This window comes from Hydrogenimonas sp., from assembly GCF_029932565.1.
GTDB lineage: Bacteria > Campylobacterota > Campylobacteria > Campylobacterales > Hydrogenimonadaceae > Hydrogenimonas.
This window is the reverse complement of the sequence record NZ_JAOZPV010000103.1, coordinates 1-4,742: the sequence shown is the minus strand read 5'-3', so window position 1 is coordinate 4,742 and position 4,742 is coordinate 1. Positions and strand designations below refer to the sequence as shown.

At 52.6% G+C, this 4,742-nt stretch carries 5 protein-coding genes; 2 read left to right on the top strand and 3 right to left on the bottom strand.

The genetic code is table 11. From position 1 onward, the window contains the following. Positions 1 to 42: 42 nt before the first annotated feature. The gene (glmM, locus tag Q1K24_RS09245) at positions 43 to 1,383 is read right to left on the bottom strand and encodes a phosphoglucosamine mutase (RefSeq protein WP_300369269.1); all 1,341 of its coding nucleotides are present in this window, start codon (positions 1,381 to 1,383) and stop codon (positions 43 to 45) included. A 94-nt stretch (positions 1,384 to 1,477) separates the two neighbouring features. On the opposite strand from glmM, the gene rpsT reads away from it, so the two are divergent. Continuing rightward, complete coding sequence (gene rpsT, locus Q1K24_RS09240) at positions 1,478 to 1,747, top strand: 30S ribosomal protein S20 (protein ID WP_300369266.1); 270 nt, start codon at positions 1,478 to 1,480, stop codon at positions 1,745 to 1,747. 21 nt (positions 1,748 to 1,768) lie between these two features. Then, positions 1,769 to 2,836: a peptide chain release factor 1 gene (gene prfA, locus Q1K24_RS09235; RefSeq protein WP_300369263.1), complete on the top strand. Its 1,068-nt coding sequence runs from the start codon at positions 1,769 to 1,771 to the stop codon at positions 2,834 to 2,836. Positions 2,837 to 2,894: 58 nt separating this feature from the next. Here prfA and Q1K24_RS09230 read toward each other — a convergent pair whose 3' ends face one another. Both Q1K24_RS09230 and dapF read right to left on the bottom strand, forming a co-directional pair. Next, a complete protein-coding gene (locus Q1K24_RS09230) occupies positions 2,895 to 3,686 on the bottom strand; it encodes a glucosaminidase domain-containing protein (RefSeq protein WP_300369260.1) in 792 nt (263 codons plus the stop codon). After that, positions 3,683 to 4,444: a diaminopimelate epimerase gene (dapF, locus tag Q1K24_RS09225; RefSeq protein WP_300369257.1), complete on the bottom strand. Its 762-nt coding sequence runs from the start codon at positions 4,442 to 4,444 to the stop codon at positions 3,683 to 3,685. The genes Q1K24_RS09230 and dapF overlap by 4 nt, the downstream gene beginning before the upstream one ends. Positions 4,445 to 4,742 lie beyond the last annotated feature (298 nt).

The window sequence follows — 4,742 nt, the reverse complement described above, 5'->3', positions numbered from 1 at the left end:
TTTGGGTGCCATTCCCGCCTATGGGGATCTTTGAGATGGGTTCTATGCATTGAGCGCTTTTTTGAAAAAGGCTTCCAACTCCTCCATCCACTTCTCGATCTTTTTGGAGCTTTTCCCTTCGAGCAGGATGCGCAGTTTGTTTTCGGTTCCGCTGTAGCGTATCAAAGAGCGCAGCCCTTCCGCTTTGATCGCCTCCTCTTTCTCTTTGAGACCTTCCAGGGACTCCAGCGGTCTCTTTTCCGAGACTTTGAGGTTGACGAGTTTCTGCGGATAGAGATCGAACGGATTGAGCACTTCGCTCGCCTTTTTGCCGCTACGCAAAATCAGTGCGATCGTCTGGAGCGCCGTGACAAGGCCATCACCGGTTTTGGCATATTCGCTGAAGATGACATGGCCGCTCTGCTCACCCCCCAGCACGCATTGATGCCTGTGCATCTCTTCCAGAACATATTTGTCTCCGACACTGGAGCGGATCAGAGTGATACCGTGCCTCTTCAGAAAATCCTCGAAGCCCTGATTGCTCATAACGGTGGCGACGACCGTATCGTTCTCGAGCTTGCCGTCCCCTTTGAGGTAGAGAGCGAGTGCGCCGATCAGCTTGTCTCCATCGACCTGTTCCCCTTTTTCATCGACGACTACCAGCCTGTCGGCATCGCCATCGAAGGCGAATCCGATATCGGCTCGGTACTCCCGCACTTTTTCACTAAGCGCTTCGGGATGCATCGCACCGCAATTGTCGTTGATGTTATAGCCGTTGGGCTTGTTATTGATAACAATGACATCCGCTCCCAGCTCTTCAAAGACGGTGGGAGCCACTTTATAGGCCGCACCGTTGGCCGTGTCGAGAACCACCCGGACATCGTTGAGTGTCATATCGGTAGGGAAGGAGTTTTTGAGCTGAACGATGTAGCGCCCGATGACATCGTCGATCCGCTTGGAGGAGCCGATCTCTTTTCCGGTCTTCTGTTCATGAATCAGGAGCTCGGTATCGAAATAGTTCTTCTCGATCGCCTCTTCCTCTTTTTCACTCAGCTTGTCGCCGTGCGAATCGAAAAACTTGATTCCGTTGTCCTCGTAGGGATTGTGGCTGGCACTGATCATGATTCCGGCATCACACCGCATATTTTCGGTCAGGAAGGCGATAGCGGGTGTCGGCATGGGACCGATCTGGATAACGTTGTAGCCGACCGCCGTCAATCCGCTTACCAGCGCATTTTCGATCATGTAACCGCTTCGCCGTGTATCTTTGCCCACCAGGATCTTGTTCGTCTTGGCGAACTTCCTGAAATAGATGCCGGCCGCCATCGCCAGTTTCATCGCAACAAAGGCATCGAGGTCTCTTCCCGCCAGCCCACGCACACCATCCGTGCCGAAAAGTCTCATTTTTCTCCCTGTCCGGAATCTTACATTTAATTTAAATTTAATAAATTTTAAGCTATGATTCCCCAAAATTTTCTAATGACAAGGATTATACCATATGGCACATCATAAATCAGCGATAAAACGTATCCGCCAGACCGCGAAGCGCACTGCGCGCAACCGATACTACAAAACACGTATCAAGAATATCACCAAAGCCGTGATCGCGGCAGTCGAAGCGGGCGACAAAGAGGCAGCGGCCGCGGCCATGAAAATCGCCAACCGCGAACTGCACAAATATGTCAGCAAGGGCATTCTCAAGAAAAACACCGCTGCACGTAAAGTCAGCCGTCTTCAGTCCAAAGTCAACGCTCTCAGCGCCGCGTAATCCGCGCGCCTGAGGCACCGCATGCTACGCGAAAAACTCCAGCCCTTTATCGACCGCTACAACGAAATCACCACACTTTTAAGCTCTCCCGATATCACCGCCGATATCAAAAAAATGACCGAACTCTCGAAAGAGCAGTCGGAACTCGAACCACTTGTGGAGAAAGCAAACGCCTACATCGCTACGGTCGAGGCGATCGAAGAGAACCGATCACTGCTTGGCGATCCGGAGCTTGGCGAACTGGCGGCCGAAGAGCTGAAAGAGCTCGAGCCGCAACTCGAAAAGATGAACGAAGAGATCAGGCTGCTGCTGCTTCCGAAAGATCCCAACGACGACAAAAACATCTATCTCGAAATCCGTGCCGGAACCGGTGGCGACGAAGCGGCACTCTTTGTCGGGGATCTTTTCAAGGCCTACGTCCGATATGCGGAAAACAAAGGGTGGAAAATCGTGATAGAGAGCTCCAATGAGAGCGAAGCGGGCGGCTACAAAGAGATTGTAGCCCTCGTCAAAGGCGAAAAAGTCTACAGCCGCCTCAAATACGAAGCGGGGACCCATCGGGTCCAGCGTGTACCGGCCACGGAGTCGCAGGGGCGCATCCATACCTCCGCCGTGACGGTGGCGGTTCTACCAGAGGTCGAAGATGTCGATGTGCAGATCAACCCGAACGACCTGAAAATCGATGTCTACCGCTCCAGCGGCTGCGGCGGACAGTCAGTCAACACGACCGATTCGGCCGTACGCATCACCCACATACCCACCGGTATCGTCGTCGCGATGCAGGACGAGAAGTCGCAGCACAAGAACAAAGAAAAAGCACTGAAAATTCTCAAGGCGCGCGTCTACGAGAAGCATCTGCAGGAGCAGCTGGCTGCATCGAGTGCCGACAGAAAGGCACAGGTGGGGTCCGGCGACCGGAGCGAGCGCATCCGGACCTACAACTACCCCCAGAACCGCATTACCGATCACCGCATCGGACTGACACTCTATCGACTGAATGAGATTATGGAAGGGGGGTTGCTCGACGAGATCATCGAGCCGCTGATCGCCCATTTCCAGGCGGAGGCGATCAAAGAAGCGGGGCTGTAGCCCCGCTTCGGTTATTGGTCATTGTGGGGGTGCACCGGTAAGCCGGCGCAAAATCAGATCAGAACTGTTGGGCCAGGTAGAGGCGTTTGGAGAGCATCGCCATTTCGCTGCCCAGCTCCATGGAAGGTGATGCTTCGTCACCGCTGTCATAGAGACTCCAATCGTTTTTGGCAATCGTCTCTTTGACCATCTGTGTATATTTTTCCCGCAGTTCCGAATAGCGTGTCAGGTAGCCCGCCGCGATAAAGCCGTTGAACGGCTTACCGCTTTTTCTGGCAAGATACCTCGCTTCGCGGAATTCGCTGTATGCCCAGTGGCGGTTCAGGTTCCGCATATAGGACGCGACCGAGCCTTCCAGCGAATCGAAGATGCGGATTTTGTGCGTTTTGCCGGGTGCACGATTTTTCGGAACAATGCCCCGTTTGCCCCATGTCCACTCTCCGAAAAGATTGTTCGCCTCCCTTGCAAAGCGGCTTTTGCCCCAGTTGCTCTCGATAGATGCCTGCGCCAAGACGAGCGAAACCGGGATTGTGTCAATACGTTTCCTGTATGCCTCTTTGTCGTACAGAGATTTGATGCGGTACTTTTTCGCAAGCCTTTTTAGTTTCTCCTGCTCCGCAGGCGTAACGATGTCGCCGCGCTCCAGCTTCGTGAAAAAGTTCTCTGCGAACGCGCGCTCTTTCTGGATCTTTTTTTCCGCTTGAAGTATCAGCGGATAGAGAATTTTGACGAACTCCTCTTTCTGCTTCTGCGGATCTTTGATCGTGTAATACTCTTTGGGAAACGATTTTATTGCATCGGCAAAAAGGAGTACCGATGTCATAAAAAATCCTGCTATCAATCGTTTCAAATCTTCTCTCCATCGTTTGTATAAAATTTTGCATCGAATGTATGGCGGACTTCGCCTTTCAGCGTCAGTGTCTCGCCTTTTTTTGCCAGTTCGAGCTTCTCTCCACCTGTTGGGACAACGACCATCTTCTCGCCTGCGGCCCCCTCGAGATAGGCACGGTGGAAGGATGCTGCCATTCCGGTACCACAGGCCAATGTTTCGTCTTCGACCCCGCGCTCATAGGTGCGTACCCGCAAAATTCCATTCTCCACAGCGGCGATGTTGACATTGGCGTTATAACGTTCCCGAAGCTGCCGAGCCTCTCCAAGATCAAACGTTTCAACGTTTTCCAACAGTGCCACCAGATGCGGTACTCCCGTATCGATCAGCCACCATGTTTTCCCGAACGCAGAGATCTCCCTATCGACAATCACCGGCGGTGTCAACTCGCTGGTGACAATGTTGCCGTCAACTTCCGCCTCGATGACACCGGCACCGGTTAAAAAGCGCATCGGCGATCCGGCCAAACCGTTCGAATAGGCATAGTGGGCTGCGGCACGGCTGCCGTTCCCGCACATGGCGGCTTCGCTGCCATCGGCATTGTAAAACTGCCACTCGAAATCGTATGCGTCATGGGGGAGCAGCACGACAAGGCCGTCGGCACCGACACCTTCGTGACGATGACACAGCGTCCTGGCAAGAGTGCTTCTGTCAACCTTGACAAATGTATGAAAAATGACAAAATCGTTTCCGCTCGCCGAATATTTGCTTATCGTCATGGCCGCCTCCCAAAAAATTGGCGGAATTATACCATAGCTTAAAGGCTGCTTAGATTAAGTGAAGTTATTAGAACCCATCTCAAAAATCCCCATAAGCGGGAATGACTCGGAAAAGATGCGATGACGAGGCGAAAAGCGCAAGGTGTAGCCAAAGCTACATCGAGCATTTTCAACGAAGTCAGCGTGTTTTTTCCGTATCACCCTGCGGGCGGAGCGCTTATGGGGATCTTTGAGATGGATTCAAGTTTGATTACCGTGATTTGGTGATTTCGTTGAAGACGCGTTCCGTTTCACGCTG